Genomic DNA, 20,147 nt, shown 5'->3' with positions numbered 1-20,147 from the left:
GCCCGGCTCGGGTGACGGCGCACAAAACGCCGGGACGGAGGTCCCGGCGTCTTGGTCGAACGTCTCTGGTCAGGCGGTCCGGATGCGCGCGCGGGCGGCGCGGCGCTTGAGGGCCCGACGCTCGTCCTCGCTGAGCCCACCCCAGACGCCGTGGTCCTGGCCCGCCTCGAGCGCCCACTGCAGGCAGGCGTCCCGGACGTCGCAGCGTCGGCAGACCTGCTTGGCCTCCTCGATCTGGAGCAGGGCTGGACCTGTGTTCCCGATGGGGAAGAACAGCTCCGGGTCCTCGTCCAGACAGGCGGCCTTGTGGCGCCAATCCATGGCTTGCACTCTCCTCACTTGTCCGGCACCGGTACCGCAGGGCATACCCGGTGTGCGGGCGGAATCACCACGTCTTACACTGACGACTTCCGCCAGGCACAAGACTTTCAACTATCGCCCACCTGCACAAGGGGACCGGGCGTAGGTTCGCTCACATTTCGGGCTTGTTACGGCCCACTTGCACGCTGGTCTGGTCGTCGAGACCGTCCCGTGACCTGATGTTGACACAGGCCGACGCTCGTCGGGCCGATCTAGAGTGGACGGCGTGGCCGACCTCGAGACCCGTACGCGGCCCCCGCAGCTCACCGCCGCCGCCGCGCTCGTCGGGCTGGAGGCCCTGGTCGCGCTGGCGTTCGGGATCGCGGAGATCGGTCAGGTCCGCCTGTTCCGTGCGGTCGTCGGCGTCGGGGTCGCCTTCTTCATGGTCGGCTTCGCGGTGCTGCTCGGCGCGGCCGCGCGTGGTCTGCTCCGGCTGAGCCGCTGGGCCCGGGGGCCCGTCGTCGCCGTCCAGCTGATCATGCTGCCCGTGGGCTGGAGCTTCCGCGGCGGGCAGACCACCGAGGTCGCCGTGGCGATGGTCGTCGTCGCGCTGGTGACGCTCGTGCTCGTGCTGCACCCGCGCTCCACCGCCGCACTGGTCGTCCCGTCCGAGACCGACGACGACGCCTGACGGCTCGACCTCGGTGCGAATGTGGCCTGCCCGGGGTCGTGATCAATTCCCGCGGGTGATCAGTCTCCGCAGGTGATCAACCGCGGCGGGTGATCAACGGCGCCGGTCAGACGAGGCGGCGGGCGCCGGCGGAAGGCACGCCGAGGAACCAGGCCGGTGCCCCGTAGCCCGCCTCGTCGAACGCCGCGGCCACGGCCCGGCCGACCTCGTCCGCGCTGCCCACGGGCACGAGCGCGATGATGCAGCCGCCGAAGCCGCCACCCGTCATCCGCGCGCCGTGCGCACCGGCGGCACGGGCGGTCTCCACGGCCAGGTCGACGGTGGGGACCGTGATCTCGAAGTCGTCGCGCATCGAGGTGTGCGAGGCGTCGAGCAGCGGCGCGAGGTCGGCGAGCCGGCCGTCGTCGGCCACCTCGACGGCCTCCAGCACGCGGGCGTCCTCGGTCACGACGTGGCGGACGCGGCGGCGCATGACGTCGTCGGGGAGCCGGGAGAGGGCGTCGTCGAGGTCGTCGAGGCTCACGTCGCGGAGGGCGGCGACCCCCAGGATCTTCGCCGCCTCGTCGCAGGTCCGGCGCCGGTCCCCGTACTCGCTGGTCACGTGCGAGTGCGGCGTCTTCGTGTCCAGGACGAGCAGCTCGAGCCCGACGGAGGAGAGGTCCAGCGGCACCTGGCGGTGGTCGGCGGAGCGGCAGTCCAGGAACAGCGCGTTGTCGGCCTCGCAGAGCGTCGACGCGGCCTGGTCCAGCAGGCCCGTCGGGGCGCCGACGTACGCGTTCTCGCAGCGCCTTGCGATCCGCGCCCGGTCCAGCGGCGCGACCTCCAGCCCGGACAGGTCGACGAGCGCCGTCAGCACCGCGCACTCGAGGGCCGCGGAGGACGAGAGGCCTGCGCCGACCGGAACGTCCGAGGTCAGCACGAGGTCGGCACCCTGCACGGTGTGCCCGGCCTCGGCGAGCGCCCAGACGACGCCCGCGACGTACGCCGCCCAGCCCTCGACCCGACCCGGGACGAGGTCCTGGGGGCCGAACGTGACGGTCTGGCGGCGGTTCAGGGAGCGGACGCCCCAGCGGCCGTCCTCGCGCGGCGCGGCGGCGACGACCACCTGCTCGGCCAGCGCGAAGGGCATGACGAAGCCGTCGTTGTAGTCGGTGTGCTCGCCGATCAGGTTCACCCGGCCCGGGGCCGCCCAGACGCCGACGGGGTCGTGCCCGAGCTGCTGCACGAACGCCTCCGTCACCGCCTCCGGTGTCGCGGCCTCCGCCGTCTCCGCCCGACCTCGCGCGCTCGTCCTGACCACCCCGGCACTCTAGTGGCACGGTGCCGAAGTCTCTCGGCGCTCGGCAGCGCTCAGGCACGCACCTCGCGGCGTCCGACTCGGGTCGAGATGCGCCCGGCATCCCTCCCTCGTCGTCCTGGCGATGCACGCACCTGAGCGCCGCCGAGCGTCGAGGAACGTCGGCACCGCACCACCCGTGGTCGACCTCCCTAGGGTGGGGGCATGGACTACCGCAGCCTCGGCCCCACCGGCATGATGGTCAGCCCCCTCTGCCTCGGGGCGATGATGTTCGGCCCGTGGGGCGAGCCCGACCACGCGCGCAGCACGGAGATCATCCACCGTGCGCTCGACGCCGGCATCAACTTCATCGACACGGCCGACGTCTACTCGCAGGGCGAGTCGGAGGAGATCGTCGGCGAGGCCCTCGCCGGCGGGCGCCGCGACGGCGTCATCCTCGCCACCAAGTTCCACGGGCCGATGGACGTGGCCATGGGCCAGCCCGGCGGCGACCCGAACGCGCGCGGGAACTCGCGGCGCTGGATCGTCCGCGAGGTCGAGAACAGCCTGCGCCGGCTCAAGACGGACTGGATCGACCTCTACCAGGTGCACCGGCCGGAGCGCGAGACCGACGTCGAGGAGACGCTGTCCGCGCTGACCGACCTGCAGCGCCAGGGCAAGATCCGCGCGTTCGGGTCGTCGACCTATCCGGCGTCCGAGACCGTCGAGGCACAGTGGGTCGCCCAGCGGCGCGGCCTCGGGCGCTTCGTCACCGAGCAGCCGCCGTACTCGATCCTCGTCCGCGGCATCGAGGCCGACCTGCTGCCGGTGACCGAGAAGTACGGGATGGGCGTCATCCCGTGGAGCCCGCTGGCCGGCGGGTGGCTGAGCGGGAGGTTCCGGCTCGGTCAGGACGTCCCCGACAGCAACCGCGCCAAGCGCATGCCCGCCCGCTACGACCTGTCGCTGCCGGGCAACCAGGCCAAGCTCGAGGCCGCGGACGCGCTGGCCGTGCTCGCGGAGGAGGCCGGCATGAGCCTGGTGCACCTGGCGATCGCCTTCGTGCTCGCGCACCCGGCGGTCACCGCCCCGATCATCGGGCCGCGCACGATGGAGCAGCTCGAGACCCAGCTCGGCGCCGCGGACGTGGTGCTGACCACCGACGTGCTGGACCGGATCGACGAGATCGTCCCGCCCGGCGTGACGCTGTCGCGCGAGGACCTCGGCTACGTGCCGCCCGCGCTGGCCGACCCGTTCCTGCGGCGCCGCCGGACCGCCTGAGCCCTGGCGGTCCGGGCTGGGACGGTCCTACGCTGCCGTCGTGGTCCGTCCCCGTCCGGCGCGTGTCGCGGACCTGCACGCGCTCGCGCTGGCCATGCCGCACGTGACCGTCGAGGGTGGCAGCCAGGGCAACGAGGTCTACCAGGTGGGCGGCAAGAGCTTCGTCTACTTTCGTACGCCCCGGCCGGACGCGGTCGACCCGGCGACGGGGGAGAAGTACGACGACGTGATCGTGCTGTGGGTGCCCGACGAGGAGGACAAGCGGGCCTTGGTGGAAGACCCGGCGACGCCCTTCTTCACCACGCCCCACTTCGACGGGCACCCGTCCGTCCTGGTCCGGGCCTGCCGGCTCGGGGAGCTCACCCGGCAGCAGCTCGCCGAGGTGGTCGAGGACGGCTGGTGCTCCCGCGCCTCGCAACGCCGCGTCGAGACGTGGCGCGCGTCCCGCGCGTGACGGACGTGGTGGTCCGACCCGCGGTGCCGGACGACGCCGAAGCACTGGGTCGCTGCCACCTCGCCTGCTGGCGCGAGGCGTACGCGGACCTCGTCGACCCGGCCTGCCTGGCCCCGTTCCTGGCCGACGTGGACGGGTTCGTCGAGCGCTGGCGGGGTCGGCTGGACGGGACGTGGCCCGTACGGGTGGCGGACGCAGGCGGTGCGCTGGTGGGGCTCGCCTCGGTGCGGCCGGCGTCGGGCGAGGCCGTCGCCCACCTGAACGCGCTGTACGTCCGTCGCGAGCACTGGAGCACCGGCCTCGGCCAGCGCCTCCTCGACAGCGTCCTCGGCGACGCCCCGGCGACCCTGCGGGTGTTCCGCGACAACGCCCGCGCCCGCCGCTTCTACGCCCGCAACACCTTCGTCCCCGACGGGACGGAGCACGAGGAACCCCGCCTCGGCGGCCCCGAGATCGGCATGGTCCGCCCGGCCCCGTACGCCTGAGCCGGGGTTCCGGTGGCCGGGCCGCCAGGCGCGCGTCCCAGGCGTCGCAGGACTTTCACGTAAACGTGAAAGTCCGGTACTGACCACGGCAGATCTGCCGCGCAAAGTACTGGGGTTTCACGTTAACGTGAAAGTCCTGAGGCCCGAGTGACGCGCACGAGCCGACCCAGCCCGTGCGGGCGGGGTCAGTCGTCCTCGTCGTCCAGGCGGGCGAGCCAGGTGGCGAGGCGTTCGACGGGGACCTCGAACTCGGGGTTCAGGTCGACGAAGGCCTGGAGCTGCTCGGAGAGCCACGCCAGGGTGACCTCGTCGTCACCCCGGCGCGAAGCCAGCTCCTCGATCCCGCGGTCGGTGAAGTACACCGTGCTCCGCTCAGGCGAACGCGGCGTCGAGCATGGCCTTCTGCTGCTGCTCGCTCACCTTGGCCGAACCCACGGACGGGGCCGAGGACGCCGGACGGGTGACGGACAGCAGCTCCCAGCGGCGGCCGGGGACGGCCTCGCGGAGGGCGGCCGGCAGGTTGAGCGCCATGAACGGCCACGCACCCTGGTTCGTCGGCTCGTCCTGCACCCAGGTGACCTCGGTGACCTTGTCGAAGCGCGACAGCTCCTCGGCGATCTCGCGGGCCGGCAGCGGGTAGAGGCGCTCGACCGGGATGATCGCGACCTTGCCCTCCTGCCCGTTCTGCTTCCGACGCGTGACGAGGTCCCAACGAACCTTGCCCGAGCACAGGATCACCTTCTCGACCGCACCCGGGTCGGTGATCGTCGGGTCGCTGAGGACCGGCAGCCACGAGCCCGACGTGAACTCGTCCGGCATCGAGGTCGCCAGCTTGTTGCGCAGCATCGACTTCGGCGTCGCCACGATGACCGGGCGGTGCCGCTCGTTGAGCGCGTGGCGCCGCAGCAGGTGGAAGTAGCTCGCCGGGGTCGACGGCTGCGCGACCACGAACGCCTCCTCCGCGGCGAGCAGCAGGAACCGCTCGAGACGCGCGGACGAGTGGTCCGGGCCCTGACCCTCGAGGCCGTGGGGGAGGAGCAGCACGACGCCCGACTTCTGCGTCCACTTCGCCTCGCCCGAGGCGATGTACTCGTCGATGATCGTCTGCGCGCCGTTGGCGAAGTCCCCGAACTGGGCCTCCCACAGCACCAGCGCGTCCGGCCGGGCCACGGAGTAGCCGTACTCGAAGCCCATCGCCGCGTACTCGCTGAGCAGCGTGTCGAAGACGTGGAACTTGCCCTGCTCGTCGTCGAGGTGCTTGAGCGGCACCCACGACTCGCCCGTACGACGGTCCACCACGGCGGCGAACCGCTGCGCGAAGGTGCCGCGCCGCGTGTCCTGGCCGGTGAGGCGGACCGTACGGCCCTCGAGCAGCAGCGACCCGAGCGCGAGGATCTCGCCGGTCGCCCAGTCGATCGGGCCCTGGCCGATGGCCGTCGCCCGCCGCTGCAGCTGCGGCATGACCTTCGGGTGGACGCTGAAGCCCTCCGGGAACGTCGTGTGGGCGTCCGCGATCTTCTTCATGTCCTCGAGCGTGATCGCCGAGGTGCCCGTGGTCGAGCGCTTGCTCGGGTAGGCCGGGACGGACCGTACGGTGGCGTCCTTCGGCGGCAGCTCCGGGTCGCGCACCTCGCGGAACACGCTCTCCAGACGCTCCTGGAACCGGGTGAGCACGCCCTCGGCGTCCTCGACCGAGATGTCGCCGCGGCCGATCAGGGCCTCGGTGTAGAGCTTGCGCGTCGACCGCTTCTTCTCGATCAGGTCGTACATCCGCGGCTGCGTGAAGCTGGGGTCGTCACCCTCGTTGTGACCGCGGCGGCGGTAGCAGATGATGTCGATGACGACGTCCTTGTTGAACTCCTGCCGGTAGGCGAACGCGAGTCGCGCCACCCGGATGCAGGCCTCGGGGTCGTCCCCGTTCACGTGGAAGATCGGCGCCGCGACCATCCGTGCCACGTCGGTGCAGTAGACGCTGGAGCGGGACTCGGTCGGCGAGGTGGTGAAGCCGACCTGGTTGTTCACGATGATGTGGATCGTGCCGCCGGTGCGGTAGCCCCGCAGCTGCGACAGGTTCAGCGTCTCCGCGACCACGCCCTGGCCCGCGAACGCCGCGTCGCCGTGCATTAGCACGGGCAGCACCGGGAAGTCCTGGCCCTGGTCGAGGATGTCCTGCTTGGCGCGGGTGATCCCCTCCAGCACGGGGTCGACGGCCTCGAGGTGGCTCGGGTTCGCGGCGACGGACGCCTTGATCGTGGCGCCGCTGAGCGCGGTGAACTCGCCCTCCGAGCCCAGGTGGTACTTGACGTCGCCGGAGCCCTGGACGGTCCGCGGGTCGATGTTGCCCTCGAACTCGCGGAAGATCTGCGCGTACGACTTGCCCACGACGTTGGCGAGGACGTTCAGCCGGCCGCGGTGCGGCATGCCGATGCAGACCTCGGCCAGCCCGGCGTCCGCGGCCTGCTCGCACACCTCGTCGAGCACGGCGATCGCGGACTCGCCGCCCTCGAGGCTGAAGCGCTTCTGCCCGACGAACTTCGTCTGCAGGAAGGTCTCGAAGACCTCCGACTCGTTGAGCTTGTCGAGGATCCGCAGGTGCTGCTCGCGCGGCAGCGACTCGTGCGGCCGCTCCACCCGGTCCTGGATCCAGCGGCGCTGCACCGGGTCCGAGATGTGCATGTACTCGACGCCGGTGGTGCGGCAGTAGGAGTCGCGCAGGATCCCGAGGATCTTGCGCATCTTCATCCGACCCTGGCCGCCGCCGAACGCGCCCGTGGCGAACTCGCGGTCGAGGTCCCACAGCGTCAGGCCGTGGCTCTGCACGTCGAGGTCGTGGTGGCGCCGCTGGCGGTACTCCAGCGGGTCGGTGTCGGCCATGAGGTGGCCGCGCACGCGGTAGGCGTTGATCAGCTCCATGATCCGCGCCTGCTTGGGGATCTGGTCCTCGTGGTCGGTGCTGACGTCCTGCGCCCAGCGGATGGGCTCGTACGGGATCCGCAGCGCCGCGAAGACGTCGTCGTAGAAGCCGTCCTCGCCCAGCAGCAGCGCGTGCAGCCGGCGGAGGTACTCCCCGGACTGCGCGCCCTGGATGACGCGGTGGTCGTAGGTCGAGGTCAGCGTGAGGATCTTGCTGATCCCCGCGTCGGCGAGCTTGTCCGGGTTGGAGCCCTGGAACTCGGCCGGGTAGTCCATCGACCCGACGCCGATGATCGTGCCCTGGCCCTCGACGAGGCGCGGCACCGAGTGGTTGGTGCCGATGGTGCCCGGGTTGGTCAGCGTGATGGTCGTGCCGGCGAAGTCGGTCACGGCGAGCTCGCCCTTGCGGGCCTTGGCGACCATGGCCTCGTACGCCGCCCAGAACTGCGCGAAGTCGAGCGTCTCGCAGCTCTTGATGCTCGGCACGAGCAGCTGGCGGGTGCCGTCGGGACGGGGCAGGTCGATGGCGAGGCCGAGGTTGATGTGGGCCGGCTCGACCATGGTCGGCTTGCCGTTGACCACGCTGTAGCTGTTGTTCATGGCCGGGACGCTCTTGAGCGCCTGGACCATGGCGAAGCCGATGAGGTGCGTGAACGACACCTTGCCGCCGCGGCTGCGGCGCAGGTGGTTGTTGATGACGATGCGCTGGTCGACGAGCAGCTTGACCGGCAGCGAGCGGACGCTCGTCGCGGTCGGGATGCTCAGCGACGCGTCCATGTTCTTGGCCGTACGGGCCGGGGCGCCGCGCAGCGTGGTGAGCGTGGGCTCCTCGTTGCCGACCTCGGGCCGGTCGGACGGGTTCGGCGGGTCGGCCGGGACGCCGCCGCGCGCGCCCGGGGCGACCGGGCGGCCCTCCTTGGGCTGGGTCGTCGTCTCGACGGTCGGCTGGCGCTTGGCGCCGGCCCCGTTCGCGACGGGACCGTTCGCGCCGGCACCGTTCGCGCCCGCCGGGGCGGGCTGGTCGGGGGTCCTGTCCTGCGTGGTGACCGGGCGGCCCGTGACCGGGTCGTCGGCGGGTGCGCTCGCGCCGGAGCTCGACGACGGGGTCGCAGCCGGGTCGCGAGGGGCCGGGGCCGACGACCGGGCCGGCGTGGACGGGACGGCGGTGCTGCTGCCGTTGCCCGCGCCGTTCGGGCTGCCGTTACGAGGGGTGCCGGTCGCCGGGCTCGCGCCGGCGGACGAGGCGGGGGCGGGCGTCGGTGCCGCGGACCCGGGAGCGCCGTGGGCGGCGAAGTAGGAGGCCCAGCTGGGGTCGACGGAGGACGGGTCGGCCGTGAAGCGCTCGTACATCTCCTCCAGCAGCCAGTCGTTCGCCCCGAAGTCGGTGTCCGTCCCCGGATCGCTCGAGCCGCTCGACGCGGTGGTGGATGTGCCTGGCGCGATGGCCACTGTCGCCTTCTTCCGTTGCTTCGACTCGCCGTGCGTCCAGCGGTCTGACCGCGACCGCGAGGACGTCTGGGAGGGGGGCGCCCGGCGGGCCAGCGGCATCCGGTTCCCCCGGACGCAACGGTGCTCCACGATACCCACACCTGGTCGTCGTCCGAGGGAGTCGGGTGCCGCGTCGCCCAGATCGTCGCCCTGATATGGCGCGGGACCGGTCGATCGCCCGGTCGGGGGGTGCCCGGCCCTAGGCGCGAGCCCGGGCGAGCGCCACCCAGGCGTACCGGCAGACCTCGACGGTCAGGACGAGCAGAGAGAGGTTCCGTAGGGCGGTGACCACGGTCGACACGACCGCGAAGGTCGACGAGCCGCGGCCGAGGAGGCCGTTGTAGAGCAGCGGGTAGGTCAGCTGGGTCAGCAGCGCGAGCACGAGCAGCTGCACGGCCAGGCGCCCGAGCACGCGGTGCCAGCGCGGCCCGGCGCTGCCGCGCGAGAGCAGCAGGGCGGCCGCGGGACCGCCCAGCCACAGCAGGTACTGCGGGCTCAGCGTCTTGTTGGTGATGGTCGTGATCGCGATGGTCGCGAGGACCAGCAGGCCGAGCGCGACCGCCCCGACCTGCGGGTTCGCGAACCCCCGCGCGAACAGCGCCACCGTGACCAGCAGCCCGACGACGGTCGCCGCGGTGCTCACGGCCAGGAGGGTCGAGACGCACGGGCCGAACACCTCGTACGCCTGGAAGGTCGAGTAGCGGACGGTCCAGCGCTCCGGGTCGAAGGCGCGCGCGATCATCAGCGGCGTCGCCCACACCGACTCGATCTGCAGGCCCCGGCCCGACTGCCAGGTCAACGGGGAGAACAGCCGGCTCGCACCGCCGGCGGCCAGGCTGAGGGCGGCCAGGCCGAAGCCGACGCCCACGAAGGCGCCGAGCATCTGGCCGCGTCCCCGGCGGCGGACCGCGAAGGCCCCGGCGAGCAGGGCCGGCCAGAGCTTGATCGCGGCGCCGAGCCCCGTGAGCGCGCCGGTGAGCCAGGGCCGGCGGCGGGCGGCGAGCAGCGCGCCCCCGGCCAGGACGGCCGGCACCATGTCGAAGCGGGTGTAGCAGAGCGGGCCGACCAGGAAGACGTACGCGATCCAGAAGTCGATCGCCACGTCGTGACGCCGCCCCGCGCTGCGCCACAGCGCGTACGTGAGGACGCCGTCGAGGGCGAGCATGAGGAGGATGAAGGCCACGAGGTAGCCGGTCCGCGAACCGCCGCCGGCGACCTGGGGGAGCGAGAGGAACCAGACGACCGGGGTCGGGTACTCGCGCAGCGTGCCGGGCAGCCCGGCCTCGACCAGGCCGCTGACGCGGCGCCAGTAGTAGAAGACGTCACCGACGACCAGGCGCTCGCCCGTCGCCAGGATCACCATGGCCAGGGCCCGGGTCAGCACCCACAGCCCGACGACCGCCGGGGCGCCGCCACGCCGTGGCTCGTGGTCCTCGACCAACGCGTTCCTCCGCCCTCCGACAGGCTCAGGGCAGCCAGGTCGGCGCGACCGTACCACCGGGGACGGGGAGGATGGCCCGGTGACGCGCGCTGGGGGAACGGTCCGGAGCCGGCCCCGGCGACCCCGCTGGCGGACCGTCCTGCTCGTGCTGCTGGCCGCCGCCGGCGTGGTGACCGCGGCGAGCGCCGGCTACGACGTGGCCACCCGGAACCCGCCCGCGCCGCCCGCGGGGCTGCGGTTCGTGCAGGCCGGGGACGTCCGGACGCGGTTCCTGAGCTGGGGCGACCACGGCCCGGCGGTCGTGCTCGTGCCCGGCGCGTTCGAGACCGCCGACGCCTGGCACGCCCTCGGCGCGTCGCTCGGCGTCGACCACCGGGTCTTCGCCTTCGACCTGACGGGTCAGGGCTACAGCGACGCGGTCGCGCCCTTCGACGTGGGCCACGACGCCGCGCAGACGCTGGCCTTTTCGGCCGCGCTCGGCCTGACCGGTCCCGACGCGCCCGTGCTCGTGGGGCACTCGTCGGGCGCGGCCGTGGTCGGGCTGGCCGCGCTCGAGGCGCCGCAGGACGTGGCCGGGGTGGTGTTCCTCGACGGGGACGCCCTGCCCCTGGACGTGCCGACCTGGGGCCCGCGGCTGCTGGTCGAGCCCTACCGGACCACCCTCGTGCGGCTGGCGCTGCGCTCGGACCGGCTGGTGGCCCGGCTCTACGCGAGCCAGTGCGGGCCGACCTGCGCACCCCTGGACGCGGCGGGCGTCGACCTCTGGACGCGGCCCCTGCAGCAGCGCGGCACCGAGCGTGCCCTGCTCGCGAACGCGACCCGCGCCGTCATCCCGGCCATGACGTCGGAGGAGCTGGACGCGCTGCGCCGCTCGGCCGTGCCCCGGCTCGTGGTCTGGGGCCGCGACGACGTCGACGGGGCCTACACCGCCGACTCGCCCGGCTCCACCGCGGCGGCGATCGGCGCGCCCGACCCGGTCGTCGTGCCCGGTCGGCACCTGACGATGATCTCCTCGCCCGACGACGTCGCGGCCGCCGTACGCCGGCTCACGAGCGCGCGGGGCACGCGATGAGCCGGCGTGCCCGCGGGCGCGGGCGGGTCCCGGTGGGGCAGGCGCTGCGTCGGCGTCGCGACGTGGTCAACGACGTCGAGGTGGCGTCGGTCGAGGCCGGGCCGGAGCAGCCGAGGACCAGCGACGGCCGGACGACCCTCGACGTCGTGATGGTGCACGGGCTCGGCGTCTCCAACCGCTACCTGCTGCCGTCGCTGCGCGCGTTCGCCCGCGAGCACCGGGTGTTCGCACCGGACCTGCCCGGCGTCGGGCGGAGCAGCCGGCCCGAGCGCGACCTGTCGATGGTGGAGCTCGCGGACGGCCTGTCCGCCTGGATGGACGAGGTCGGGGTGGGCCGGGCGGTGCTGGTCGGGCACTCGCTCGGCTGCCAGGTGGTGGCCCAGATCGCCGCCCGACACCCGGACCGGGTGGCGGCGGTGGTGCTCACCAGCCCGGCACCGGACCCCGGGCGCGGTTCGGTGGCGCGGCAGGCGTGGGGGCTGCTCGTCGACGGCGGCCGCGAACGGCTCGGCATGGTGCTGATCGCCGCGACCGACTACCCGCGGGTGGGGATCGGCGGCATGCTCGGCGCGCTGCGCGCCTCCGCGCGCCGGCAGGCCCAGCCCGACGTGCAGCGGATCGACCAGCCGACGCTCGTGGTCCGGGGCGGCCGCGACCCGCTGGTGTCGGCTGCGTGGGCGCAGCACCTCGAGGACGTCTTCCCGGACGCGCGGGTGGTCACCCTCCCGGACGCGCCGCACGGCGTGCCCTACTCGGCGACGACGGCGTTCGTCGAGGTGGTGCACGCCTTCGTCGACGAGATCACCGCCGCGAGGCGGTAGGGCTCAGCCGGCGAAGGGGCGTACGGGACGGCCACGGACGCCGGTGTCCACGCGGAACAGCGCCCCGGCCCGCGGGTCGGCGTCGGTGTCGACGTCCTCCCGCGAGGTCGTGACGAACAGCTGGTCGAGGCCGTCGCCGCCGAACGTGCAGGCCGTCACCTTCGGCGTGGGGATCTCGATCCGTTCCTCGAGCACGCCGTCCGGGCTGTAGCGGACGACCGCGCCGCCGTCGTAGAGGGCGCTCCACACGCCGCCGTCGGCGTCGACCGTGAGGCCGTCCGGGTTGCCCGCGCCCGGCGGGCTCGCGAACGGGCGGCGGTTCTGCAGGCCGCTGGCGAGGTCGTAGTCGAAGACCCAGATCGTGCCCGTGGGTGTGTCGTTGTAGTAGGCGAGCGAGCCGTCGGGGCTCCACTCGAGGCCGTTGGAGATCGTGACGTCGGTGAGGACCACGGTGACCGAGCGGTCGGGGTCGAGCCGGAAGACCCGGCCGGCGCCCTCGGTCTGGTCGTACGCCATCGACCCGCAGTAGAAGCGGCCGTCGGGGTCGCAGCCGCCCTCGTTCATCCGGATCCCGGTGTCGCTCCACAGCTCCGGCAGCGCCGTGACGGTTCCGGCGGGGTCCTCGAGGGCGAAGCCGCGCTCCACGGCGACGACGGCGCCGCCACCCTGCCGGGGTCGGACGACCGCGGCGACGGACCCGACGTGCTTGCGGTCCACCTCGCCGTCGGCGCGCAGCGTCAGCACGTCACCGGCCAGCATGTCGACGTAGCGGAGGCCGCCCCCGCCGGGGAACCACACCGGCCCCTCACCGTGGTAGGCCAGCGGCCCCGTCACCTGCTCCGCGCGCATGCTCCTCCTTGGCTGACCCGTGCTCCACGTCGTGGCGCGCGTCAGTCTTCCAGCGCCGCCCGACGCGCGGCGGGGGCGGTCACCGCAGGACCTCCTCGAGCAGGGCGTCGGCGAGGGACGACGCGCGGTCCTCGTCGTCGTCCAGCGCGAGGACGACCAGGCTGCCGTGCCCCGGCACGCGTACGAGCTGCGCACACAACCCCGCCCAGCGACCGCCGTGGCGGAAGACCGCCGCGCCCGCGTGAGCGCGGACGCCCACGCCCCAGGCGTAGTCGAGAAGGGTTCCGTCGTCGAGCCGGCCCGGCGTCTGCACGAGGTCCGTGACGCCGAGCGCGTCGTCCGCCAGGGCCCGGTTCCAGCGCAGCAGGTCGGCCGCGCTCGACCAGAGCCCGCCGTCGCCGAGCGACAGCGGGGCCGGGAACGCGTCGTCGAGCGGAGCGGCCCGGGGCGGGTGCGGCTCCGGGCCGGACCAGAACCGGCTGGCGCCCATCCTGAGCGGGCCGAGCAGCCGCTCCTCCGCGAGCGCGGCCAGCCCACGGGAGGTGACGCGCTCCAGCACCAGCCCGAGGCAGACGTAGCCGGCGTTGCTGTAGCGGTGCCCGCTCCCCGGCGCGCTCGCCGGGCGCTCGCAGCGGGCCAGCGCCTCGACGACCACCGCGGTCGTCCGGTCCCGGCCCGAGCGCTCCAGCTCTCCGAACGTCGCGCCCTCCGGCAGCCCGCTCGTGTGGGACAGGAGGTGCCGCAGCCGGACCTCACCCGCCCACACCGGCAGCTCCGGCAACCACCGGACCAGCGGCGCCTCGAGGTCGAGCCGGCCCTCCCGTACGAGGAGCGCAGCGAGGACGGCGGTCACCTGCTTGGCCAGCGAGGCGGTGTAGATCACGGTGTCGCCGTCGAGCCGCGAACCCGTCCGGGTCGAGCCGGAGGCTACATAGATCGGGGCCGTGCCGTGGCGTTCGAGACCGACGACGACGGGTTCCGCGGAGCCGTAGCCGGCGTCCCGGGTGCGACGGCGTACGCGGTCGAGGAGATCAGTTCCGGTCCCGAGCTCCGACGTCACCGCGTCATCCTGCGATCGCTGCGTCGTGCTGTCCACAGGGGCGCAAGGCGACGCGTGAGGGCTGACGACAGGCGTCCTGCTGATCCCGGCGGTCCTGCCAAGGAACTCTCAGAAAGGCCTGGTACCGGTCCCTCAGACGTGGTAGGTCTGTGACCGAGAACACGGGGGTGCTCTCGGGGGAGGAACGATCGTGCGTCGCATCGTCTTGCTGGGCCTGGCCGTCGTCCTCCTGGGGTTCATGGCTCCAGCCGCTCAGGCGGCTCCCCGCCTCGCCTGCGGGGCGACCATCACGACGAGCACGAAGCTCAAGGCCGACCTCGTTTGCCCGAGCGGCACCGCGCTGCAGGTCAAGCCCGACGGAGCACCCGTGGTCCTCGACCTCGGTGGTCACCAGATCAAGGGAAGCGGCGTTGGCGTCGCGATCTCCGGGCTCGGGAACGCAGGCCTGGCCACGGTGCGCAACGGGGTGCTGACCGGCTTCGCCCGCGGCGTCCTGATGTCGGACTCACCCGGCAGCCGGTTGAAGGACCTCAAGCTCGTCGGACCTGGCAGCGACCAGGCGGACAGCGTCGGCGTCGAGGTGTTCACGAGCCCGACCTTCGTACTGGACGGCGTCACGATCAAGGGGTACCGATCGGTGTGAAGGTCACGTCGGCCGACGGCGGGCAGTTGAGCCGCTCGACCTTATCCGCTAACGGAACGGCCGTCTCCCTCACTCCCACGGTTCACACCTTCACGGCCGAGCGCAGCCGCATCAGGGACAACGACCGAGGCTTCGCACTGTCGCAGTCCGCGATGACCCTGCTGGACAGCCAGGTCACCCGCAACGGCATCGGTATCCGGCTCTTCCAGAGCGGTGCCACCGTCCGGAGCAGCACGATCGCCGGCAACGACACGGGCATCGACGGCTCCGCCGACGCGTCGAACATCGATCTCTCAGGCAGCGTGGTCCGCGCGAACGGCGTCGGCGTGCGGCTCCTTGGCTTCGGGTTGCGCGGCGCGGCAAACGCCATCGAGAGCAATACCTTCAAGGGCAACGGGGGACCGGGTCTGGTCGTCGACCTCGAGCACAGCAACGCGGGCGCAGCGCTCCGGATCGCCGAGAACACGTTCGTGGACAACGGCGCCGCACCGGTCGAGGTCGGCCTTCCCGGGGTGTCGGACCAGGGTGCGGCCATCCGTGTGGCGGCGGACGACGCCTCGGTGGTCGTCTCGGACAACCAGGCCCGCGGGAACGCGGGGATCGGCATCGACGTGGTGGGCGCGACCGACGGCGGCGGGAACACCGCGCGGGACAACGACGGCTCGAGCCAGTGCGTCGGCGTGGTGTGCGGCCGTTGACCGCTGGGTGATCCCGGGGTCGACACGCAGTCGGCCCCGAACGGGTCTCTCGACCCTCGGCGCCCGTCGGGCCGACCTGGTCGGTCGGTCCCACGGCTGCTGGCGCCCCCGGCAGGATTCGAACCTGCGCCACCGCCTCCGGAGGGCGGTGCTCTATCCCCTGAGCTACGGGGGCTGGTGACGTGCGTCTCGTGCTGACTGCTGACGCGCGTCCCGGCCTGGGACCGGAGAAGAATGTACCAGTGCGCCCGCCCCGGTCGCGCTTCCTGATCATCCGTGAACCACCCCAGGTCCGCAGCGGGCGGTCGACGCCCGCAGCCCCGAGCCCTCGAGGAACCTCGAACCCATGACCCACACCCACGTCGCCGGCTCGATCCACGCCGACGCCGGTTCCCGTGCGCCCGGCTGGCTGGCCGTCCCCGACGACGTCAACGCGCTCATGCCGAAGCTGTGGAGCGCCGGGGTGGGCAAGGACGTCGACGGGGTGCTGACCGTGGCCGGTCTGGACGTCGCCGAGGTCGCCGAGCGGGTGGGGACGCCCGCGTACGTGATCGACGAGGCCGACCTGCGGGCGAGGGCCCGGGCGTTCGCGGAGGCGTTCGAGGGCTGGAACGTCTACTACGCGGCGAAGTCGTTCCTCTGCACGGCCGTCGCCCGCTGGGTGACGGAGGAGGGCCTCGGCCTCGACACCTGCACCGGCGGGGAGCTGGCCGTGGCGCAGCGTGCCGGCGTCGACATGACCAAGGTCGGGCTGCACGGCAACAACAAGAGCCTGGCCGAGCTGCGGCAGGGCCTGGAGGCCGGCGTCGGGCGGATCATCGTCGACTCGTTCGACGAGATCGGGCGGCTGGGCCACCTGGCCGGCGAGCTCGGCCTGCGTCCCCGCGTCATGGTCCGCGTGACCACCGGGGTCGAGGCGCACACGCACGAGTACATCTCGACCGCGCACGAGGACCAGAAGTTCGGGTTCTCGATCGCCGGCGGCGCCGCGGCTGAGGCTCTCGAGCTGTGCCACCTCGATCCGCGCCTCGACCTCGTCGGGATCCACTCCCACATCGGCTCGCAGATCTTCGACGCCGAGGGCTTCGAGGTCGCGGCGCGCCGGACGCTGCGGCTGCACGCGGACTTCGCGGCCGCGTACGGGGTCGAGATGCCCGAGCTCGACCTCGGCGGCGGCTTCGGCATCGCCTACACGAGCCAGGACACGCCGGCCTCGCCGGCGTTCCTCGCCACCGCGCTGAACCGCATCGTCCGGGCCGAGTGCGCCGCGCTGGGCGTCGCGGTCCCGCAGCTCTCCATCGAGCCCGGGCGGTCGATCAGCGGGCCGGCCGGCTTCGCGCTCTACACCGTCGGGACGGTCAAGCGGGTGCAGCTGGACGGCGGCGCGAGCCGGCTCTACGTCGCGGTCGACGGCGGCATGAGCGACAACATCCGCACTGCCCTGTACGCCGCCGAGTACTCGGCGACCCTCGCGTCACGGCGCTCCGACGCGCCGCCGACCCTGTCCCGCGTGGTCGGGAAGCACTGCGAGGGCGGCGACATCCTCGTGCGCGACGAGTTCCTGCCCGCCGACATCGCGCCCGGCGACCTCGTCGCGGTGCCCGCAGCCGGCGCGTACAGCCGGAGCATGGCGAGCAACTACAACCACGTCCCGCGCCCGCCGGTCGTGTCCGTCCGCGACGGCGAGATCTCGACCCTCGTCCGGCGCGAGACGCTCGACGACCTGCTCGCCCTCGACGTCGGCTGACCGCCGGCCCGGGCCCGCACGGCACGTCAGCCTCGGCCCGCGCCAGGTTGCTCGATCCGTGCACCGAGATGCACCACGGCTCGCCGGCCTGAGCGTGGAGGGCGCCACCGCACTCGTCTCGGTGCACGGATCGAGCAGACCGCCGGCAGACGGCTCCCTGGGAGTGGCGCTCCGCGTTCGGCACACCCTGCTCGCGTCGGCACACCGTGCTGGTATCGGCACACCCTGCACGGTGTGCCGACTCAAGGACGTTGTGCCGACGGAAGAACGGTGTGCCGACCACGTCGCGGAGCGCCGTCGGAGGCGGCTCGCGGACCCCGGGACGGCGCCGCAACTCTGTGCGTCGGCGCCGGACTGTGGAACAGAGGATGTGGGGAAGGCCCCGATGCGGAACAATTGCTTCGCCGCGACCCTCGGCGGTGCCAACCGGTGCAGGAGATCTCGGTGACAGTGACGGACGTGCGACCCCCGGCGGAGCCCCGCTCCAGGCAGGCGTCCTCGCCCGACGGCAGCCGGCCCCTCAAGGTGGCCCTGCTCGGCTGCGGGACCGTCGGTTCGGAGGTCGCGAGGCTGCTCGTCGAGCAGGCCGACGACCTCAGGGCCCGCGTCGGGCGCCCGCTCGAGCTCGTCGGGATCGCCGTACGCCGCCCCAACCGTGAGCGTCCCGGGCTCGACCCGGCGCTGTTCACGACGGACGCGCACGCGCTGGTCACCCGTCCCGACGTCGACCTGGTCGTCGAGGTCATCGGCGGTCTCGAGCCGGCCCGCGCGCTGATCCTGGCCGCCCTCGCGAACGGCGCCTCGGTCGTCACCGCGAACAAGGCGCTGCTCGCCGCCGACGGCGCGACGCTCTACGCCGCGGCGGAGGAGCACGCCGTCGACCTCTACTTCGAGGCGGCGGTGGCCGGTGCGATCCCGATCATCCGACCGCTGCGCGAGTCGCTGGTCGGCGACGAGATCACCGCCGTCACCGGCATCGTGAACGGCACCACGAACTTCATCCTCGACAAGATGGACACCGAGGGCGCCGGGTTCGCCGAGACCCTCGCCCTGGCGCAGGAGCTCGGGTACGCGGAGGCCGACCCGACCGCGGACGTCGAGGGCTTCGACGCCGCGGCCAAGGCGGCGATCCTGGCCAGCCTCGCCTTCCACACCCGGGTCACCGGGGCGGACGTCTACCGCGAGGGCATCACCGACGTCTCGGCCTCCGACATCGCCTCGGCCCGCGAGATCGGCTGCGTCGTCAAGCTCGTCGCGCTCTGCCAGCTCTCCGAGGAGCCCGAGGACGGCTCGGGGCGCAGCGTCTCGGTGCGCGTGCACCCGGCGATGATCCCGCGCACCCACCCGCTGGCCGCGGTCGGCGGCGCGTACAACGCGGTGTTCGTCGAGTCGCGTTCTGCCGGCCGGCTGATGTTCTACGGGCCCGGCGCCGGCGGCTCGCCGACGGCGAGCGCGGTCCTCGGCGACCTGGTGACGGTGGCGCGCAACCGCGTCCGCGGTGCCGTGGGCCCGGGGGAGTCGAGCTACGCCGCGCGGCGCGTGTCGCCGATCGGCGAGGTGACCACGCGCTACCACCTCTCGCTCGAGGTGGCCGACGTGGCGGGCGTGCTCGCCTCTGTCGCGCAGGTCTTCGCCGAGCACGACGTGTCCATCCAGACGGTCCGGCAGAACGGGCGCGGCGCCGACGCGCAGCTCGTCGTCGTGACCCATCGGGCCCGCGACGCGGCGTTGAGTGCGACCGTGGAGGCGCTGCGCGACCTCGCGTCGGTGCGGGACGTGACCAGCGTGATGCGGGTCGAGGGAGAGTGAGAGGCGTGACGATGAGCGAGGTGGCTCTCCAGACCGTGGCCGCACGGGCGACGTCGGGCATCATCGCCCGCTACCGCGAGTGGCTGCCGCTGGCCGACGACGCCCCGGTGGTCACGCTGGGGGAGGGGAGCACCCCGCTGGTGCTCGCCGAGCGGCTCTCCGACGAGCTGGGCTGCGAGACCTGGGTCAAGGTCGAGGGTGCCAACCCGACCGGCTCCTTCAAGGACCGCGGCATGACGCTCGCGCTCTCCGCCGCCGTGGGCGACGGGGCGAAGGCCGTCGTCTGCGCCTCGACGGGCAACACGTCGGCCTCGGCGGCCGCGTACGCGTCCAAGGCCGGCCTCGACACCATCGTGCTGCTGCCGGCGGGCCGGATCGCCACCGGCAAGCTGGCTCAGGCGATCGTCCACGGGGCCAAGGTCGTGCAGGTCGACGGCAACTTCGACGACTGCCTCGAGCTGGCCCGCAAGCTCTCCCACGACTACCCGGTCGCCCTGGTGAACTCGGTCAACCCCGTCCGCATCGAGGGCCAGAAGACCGCGTCCTTCGAGATCGTCGACGTCCTCGGCGACGCCCCGGACCTGCACGTGCTGCCGGTCGGCAACGCCGGGAACATCACGGCCTACTGGCGCGGCTACACCCAGTACCGCGCGGCGGGCCGGGCCACGAGGACCCCGCGGATGTGGGGCTTCCAGGCGGCCGGCGCGGCCCCGCTGGTCCTCGGCCACCCCGTGCTCGACCCCGAGACGGTGGCCACCGCGATCCGCATCGGCAACCCGGCCTCGGCGACGCAGGCGATCGCGGCGCGCGACGAGTCCGGCGGCCTGATCGACATGGTGACCGACGAGCAGATCCTCGCCGCCCAGTCCTTCCTGGCCGCCCAGGAGGGCATCTTCGTCGAGCCGGCGTCGGCGGCCGGGGTCGCCGGCCTGCTGGCCAAGCGGCGCACCGGGGAACTCGAGGCGGGCCAGCAGGTCGTCGTGACCGTCACCGGCCACGGGCTCAAGGACATCGACACCGCGCTCGCCGGGCGCGGACCGGTACGTGCCGAGGTCGTGGCCCCCGACCTGATGGCCGTCGCCGGGGTGTGCGGGCTCCTCGCGTGAGCCGGGTCCCGCG

General features: G+C 73.1%; 18 protein-coding genes and 1 tRNA gene. 11 read left to right on the top strand and 8 right to left on the bottom strand.

Annotated features, from left to right (window positions below):
* Positions 1-69: 69 nt before the first annotated feature.
* Positions 70-321 (bottom strand): WhiB family transcriptional regulator, encoded by a 252-nt coding sequence (locus ABD665_RS03965; protein WP_091074038.1) that lies wholly within the window; start codon positions 319-321, stop codon positions 70-72.
* Between the two features lie 265 nt (positions 322-586).
* Here ABD665_RS03965 and ABD665_RS03960 point away from each other — a divergent pair, with 265 nt between their 5' ends.
* Positions 587-991 carry a hypothetical protein gene (locus ABD665_RS03960; protein WP_204912139.1) on the top strand — a complete coding sequence of 135 codons (405 nt, stop codon included), beginning with the start codon at positions 587-589 and terminating at the stop codon, positions 989-991.
* Positions 992-1,097: 106 nt separating this feature from the next.
* Here the strand turns inward: ABD665_RS03960 and galK are convergent, their stop codons facing one another.
* Positions 1,098-2,291: a galactokinase gene (gene galK / locus ABD665_RS03955; RefSeq protein WP_204912140.1), complete on the bottom strand. Its 1,194-nt coding sequence runs from the start codon at positions 2,289-2,291 to the stop codon at positions 1,098-1,100.
* A 201-nt stretch (positions 2,292-2,492) separates the two neighbouring features.
* Here galK and ABD665_RS03950 point away from each other — a divergent pair, with 201 nt between their 5' ends.
* Genes ABD665_RS03950 through ABD665_RS03940 form a run of 3 tightly spaced genes read left to right on the top strand, consistent with a single transcriptional unit; the run spans position 2,493 to position 4,487 of the window.
* Positions 2,493-3,548, top strand: coding sequence for an aldo/keto reductase (locus ABD665_RS03950; RefSeq protein WP_204912141.1), 1,056 nt, complete (start codon positions 2,493-2,495; stop codon positions 3,546-3,548).
* Positions 3,549-3,588: 40 nt separating this feature from the next.
* Entirely contained in the window at positions 3,589-4,002 is a 414-nt protein-coding gene (locus tag ABD665_RS03945) for an MmcQ/YjbR family DNA-binding protein (protein WP_344741136.1), read from the top strand.
* Positions 3,999-4,487, top strand: a complete 489-nt coding sequence (locus tag ABD665_RS03940) for a GNAT family N-acetyltransferase (protein WP_344741134.1) — start codon at positions 3,999-4,001, stop codon at positions 4,485-4,487. The genes ABD665_RS03945 and ABD665_RS03940 overlap by 4 nt, the downstream gene beginning before the upstream one ends.
* Positions 4,488-4,672: 185 nt before the next feature.
* Here the strand turns inward: ABD665_RS03940 and ABD665_RS03935 are convergent, their stop codons facing one another.
* The 3 genes from ABD665_RS03935 to ABD665_RS03925 form a co-directional block, all read right to left on the bottom strand.
* Positions 4,673-4,849, bottom strand: coding sequence for a DUF6104 family protein (locus ABD665_RS03935; protein ID WP_204912142.1), 177 nt, complete (start codon positions 4,847-4,849; stop codon positions 4,673-4,675).
* Between the two features lie 10 nt (positions 4,850-4,859).
* Positions 4,860-8,843: a multifunctional oxoglutarate decarboxylase/oxoglutarate dehydrogenase thiamine pyrophosphate-binding subunit/dihydrolipoyllysine-residue succinyltransferase subunit gene (locus ABD665_RS03930; RefSeq protein WP_344741915.1), complete on the bottom strand. Its 3,984-nt coding sequence runs from the start codon at positions 8,841-8,843 to the stop codon at positions 4,860-4,862.
* Between the two features lie 244 nt (positions 8,844-9,087).
* The gene (locus ABD665_RS03925; RefSeq protein ID WP_204912143.1) at positions 9,088-10,329 is read right to left on the bottom strand and encodes a glycosyltransferase 87 family protein; all 1,242 of its coding nucleotides are present in this window, start codon (positions 10,327-10,329) and stop codon (positions 9,088-9,090) included.
* 79 nt (positions 10,330-10,408) lie between these two features.
* Between ABD665_RS03925 and ABD665_RS03920 the strand changes: the two genes are divergently transcribed.
* Positions 10,409-11,401, top strand: coding sequence for an alpha/beta fold hydrolase (locus tag ABD665_RS03920; protein WP_204912144.1), 993 nt, complete (start codon positions 10,409-10,411; stop codon positions 11,399-11,401).
* Positions 11,398-12,222, top strand: a complete 825-nt coding sequence (locus ABD665_RS03915; protein ID WP_204912145.1) for an alpha/beta fold hydrolase — start codon at positions 11,398-11,400, stop codon at positions 12,220-12,222. The genes ABD665_RS03920 and ABD665_RS03915 overlap by 4 nt, the downstream gene beginning before the upstream one ends.
* Positions 12,223-12,225: 3 nt before the next feature.
* Here ABD665_RS03915 and ABD665_RS03910 read toward each other — a convergent pair whose 3' ends face one another.
* Both ABD665_RS03910 and ABD665_RS03905 read right to left on the bottom strand, forming a co-directional pair.
* Positions 12,226-13,071 (bottom strand): SMP-30/gluconolactonase/LRE family protein, encoded by an 846-nt coding sequence (locus ABD665_RS03910; protein ID WP_204912146.1) that lies wholly within the window; start codon positions 13,069-13,071, stop codon positions 12,226-12,228.
* Positions 13,072-13,150: 79 nt separating this feature from the next.
* The gene (locus ABD665_RS03905; RefSeq protein ID WP_204912147.1) at positions 13,151-14,131 is read right to left on the bottom strand and encodes a serine hydrolase; all 981 of its coding nucleotides are present in this window, start codon (positions 14,129-14,131) and stop codon (positions 13,151-13,153) included.
* Positions 14,132-14,321: 190 nt separating this feature from the next.
* Between ABD665_RS03905 and ABD665_RS03900 the strand changes: the two genes are divergently transcribed.
* Both ABD665_RS03900 and ABD665_RS03895 read left to right on the top strand, forming a co-directional pair.
* Positions 14,322-14,774, top strand: coding sequence for a right-handed parallel beta-helix repeat-containing protein (locus ABD665_RS03900; RefSeq protein WP_204912148.1), 453 nt, complete (start codon positions 14,322-14,324; stop codon positions 14,772-14,774).
* Entirely contained in the window at positions 14,771-15,472 is a 702-nt protein-coding gene (locus ABD665_RS03895; RefSeq protein ID WP_204912149.1) for a right-handed parallel beta-helix repeat-containing protein, read from the top strand. Before ABD665_RS03900 ends, ABD665_RS03895 begins: the two co-directional genes overlap by 4 nt.
* Before the next feature lie 100 nt (positions 15,473-15,572).
* Here the strand turns inward: ABD665_RS03895 and ABD665_RS03890 are convergent.
* Positions 15,573-15,647, bottom strand: a tRNA-Arg gene (locus ABD665_RS03890).
* A 171-nt stretch (positions 15,648-15,818) separates the two neighbouring features.
* Between ABD665_RS03890 and lysA the strand changes: the two genes are divergently transcribed.
* The 3 genes from lysA (at position 15,819) to thrC (ending at position 20,134) form a co-directional block, all read left to right on the top strand.
* Positions 15,819-17,219 carry a diaminopimelate decarboxylase gene (gene lysA / locus ABD665_RS03885; RefSeq protein ID WP_204912150.1) on the top strand — a complete coding sequence of 467 codons (1,401 nt, stop codon included), beginning with the start codon at positions 15,819-15,821 and terminating at the stop codon, positions 17,217-17,219.
* 459 nt (positions 17,220-17,678) lie between these two features.
* Positions 17,679-19,028, top strand: coding sequence for a homoserine dehydrogenase (locus ABD665_RS03880; protein WP_204914296.1), 1,350 nt, complete (start codon positions 17,679-17,681; stop codon positions 19,026-19,028).
* Positions 19,029-19,039: 11 nt separating this feature from the next.
* Positions 19,040-20,134 carry a threonine synthase gene (thrC, locus tag ABD665_RS03875; RefSeq protein WP_204912151.1) on the top strand — a complete coding sequence of 365 codons (1,095 nt, stop codon included), beginning with the start codon at positions 19,040-19,042 and terminating at the stop codon, positions 20,132-20,134.
* The last annotated feature ends 13 nt before the right edge of the window (positions 20,135-20,147 follow it).

The sequence above is a fragment of the Microlunatus spumicola genome (genome assembly GCF_039536445.1).
In the GTDB taxonomy this organism is placed as follows: Bacteria; Actinomycetota; Actinomycetes; order Propionibacteriales; family Propionibacteriaceae; genus Microlunatus; species Microlunatus spumicola.
This window is presented reverse-complemented; position numbering and strand designations above follow the sequence as displayed.

Bases quoted from the DNA above. Each gene is read 5' to 3' on its own strand.
- ABD665_RS03965 (WP_091074038.1), bottom strand. From the start codon at position 321: ATGGATTGGCGCCACAAGGCCGCCTGTCTGGACGAGGACCCGGAGCTG.
- ABD665_RS03950 (WP_204912141.1), top strand. From the start codon at position 2,493: ATGGACTACCGCAGCCTCGGCCCCACCGGCATGATGGTCAGCCCCCTC.
- ABD665_RS03915 (WP_204912145.1), top strand. From the start codon at position 11,398: ATGAGCCGGCGTGCCCGCGGGCGCGGGCGGGTCCCGGTGGGGCAGGCG.
- ABD665_RS03910 (WP_204912146.1), bottom strand. From the start codon at position 13,071: ATGCGCGCGGAGCAGGTGACGGGGCCGCTGGCCTACCACGGTGAGGGG.
- lysA (WP_204912150.1), top strand. From the start codon at position 15,819: ATGACCCACACCCACGTCGCCGGCTCGATCCACGCCGACGCCGGTTCC.
- thrC (WP_204912151.1), top strand. From the start codon at position 19,040: ATGAGCGAGGTGGCTCTCCAGACCGTGGCCGCACGGGCGACGTCGGGC.